Below are 1,847 nucleotides of genomic sequence, written 5' to 3' on the forward strand. Positions count from 1 at the left end.
CGCTCGTTGCCGCCGCCGACGTTGTAGATCTCGCCGGCCCGTCCCGACGTGAGCACCAGCTGAATCGCACGGCAGTGGTCGGACACGTGCAGCCACTCCACGACGGCGGTGCGGAAGTTCGCGGAGTTCCGCAGACCAGCCACGACCTGCGCGCCGCCCAGCCGGGCGCGTTTGGTCGGGGCGAACTTCGCCACCGGGCGCAGGTGCTGGGGCACGTCGACCTTCGCCATCTCGCCCAACGCGTCGGCGCCCAGCTCCGCCAGTCTCACCCGCAACGGCTCCGGCAGGGCCGACCAGTCCACAGTGGACTCGCCTACCTCCTCGGCAGGCTGGTCGAACTCGGGCTCGGGCATCGGGTCGGGCACCCCAACAGGCTAGAGCCCCCGCGCTTGAGCAGCGCACGGACATCTCCGCCCTTCGGAACAACGATCTGGAAAAGATCACCGGGGCATCACCCCAACGGACCAACCGCAGGTCAGGGTCCCGAGATTGATCACCACCGAAAATTGTCAGACCCCGTCGCTAACGTCAGCCGCGTGACCGGTCAACTGTCCTTCGACGAGCTCGGGACGCCCCTGCGCGACACCACGTTCGTCGTCTTCGACCTGGAGACGACGGGCGGGAGCGCCGAGGAGGACTCCGTCACCGAGATCGGCGCGGTGAAGGTGCGCGGCGGCCAGGTGCTCGGCGAGTTCGCGACGCTCGTCGATCCCGAGCGAGGCATCCCGCCGCAGGTGGCGCAGCTGACCGGGATCACGCAGCTGATGGTCACGGGCGCGCCGAGGCTGCAGACGGTGCTGCCGGCGTTCCTCGAGTTCGCGGCCGGAGCGGTGCTGGTGGCGCACAACTCGGGCTTTGACATCGGGTTCATGAAGGCGGCCTGCGAGCGGTACGGCTACCGGTGGCCGAAGCCGTCGGTGGTGTGCACGGTGAAGCTGGCGCGGCGCGTGCTGAGCCGCGACGAAGCACCATCGTGCCGGCTGTCGGCGCTCGCGGACCTGTTCCACACGTCGACCCGCCCGACACACCGGGCGCTGGCCGACGCGCGTGCGACGGTCGAGGTGCTGCACGCGTTGCTGGAACGCGTCGGCAATGTCGGCGTGCACTCCCTGGAGGAGTTGCTGGCGTACCTGCCGGAGGTCACGCCGGAACAACGCCGCAAGCGCTCGCTGGCCGCGCACCTGCCGTCCAAGCCGGGGGTCTACCTCTTCCGCGGCCCAAAGGAAGAGGTGCTCTACGTCGGCACGGCATCGGACCTGCGGCGACGGGTGCGGCAGTACTTCACCGCCAGCGAAGGCAGACGCAGGCTGCGCGAGATGGTGGCGCTCGCCGTGCGCGTCGACGCCGTGGAGTGCGCCCACCCGCTGGAGGCCGAGGTGCGTGAGCTGCGGCTGCTGCGCGCGCACCGGCCCGCGTACAACCGGCGGTCGAAGAACCCGCACCACGCGTGGTGGCTGGTGCTGACCGACGAGCCGTTCCCGCGGCTGTCGCTGGTCAGAAATCCACGAGACGGCGCGCTGGGCCCGTTCCGCACGCGGCAGGCGGCCGAGTCGGTGGCGAACGCCCTGCTCGACGCTGTGCCGCTGCGCTCGTGCACGATCAAGATCCCGACGACGAACCAGCGGGCGTCCCCCTGCGCGCTGGCCGAGCTCGGTCGCTGCCAGGCGCCGTGCGCTGGCCGGCAGACCGTCGACGAGTACTCCCCCGCGGTCGTCGCGGTGCGCGATCTGGTCGTCGGCCGGAGCGCGGACCCGTTACGCACGCTCATCGACCAGCTCGGCGGCCTGGCGTCGGCCGAGCGCTTCGAGGAGGCGGCGAGGAGGCGCGACCGCCTCGCGGCTCGTCCG

The 1,847-nt window shown here is 71.0% G+C and carries 2 protein-coding genes; one reads left to right on the forward strand and one right to left on the reverse strand.

Annotated elements, in window-relative coordinates:
- Positions 1–365: NAD-dependent epimerase/dehydratase family protein (locus FXN61_RS49215; RefSeq protein ID WP_312878595.1), on the reverse strand; the 365-nt coding region annotated here is incomplete at its 3' end.
- Between the two features lie 171 nt (positions 366–536).
- On the opposite strand from FXN61_RS49215, the gene FXN61_RS49220 reads away from it, so the two are divergent.
- Positions 537–1,847: DEDD exonuclease domain-containing protein (locus tag FXN61_RS49220; protein ID WP_167980606.1), on the forward strand; the 1,311-nt coding region annotated here is incomplete at its 3' end.

Source organism: Lentzea indica, from assembly GCF_012184385.1.
GTDB lineage: Bacteria > Actinomycetota > Actinomycetes > Mycobacteriales > Pseudonocardiaceae > Lentzea > Lentzea indica.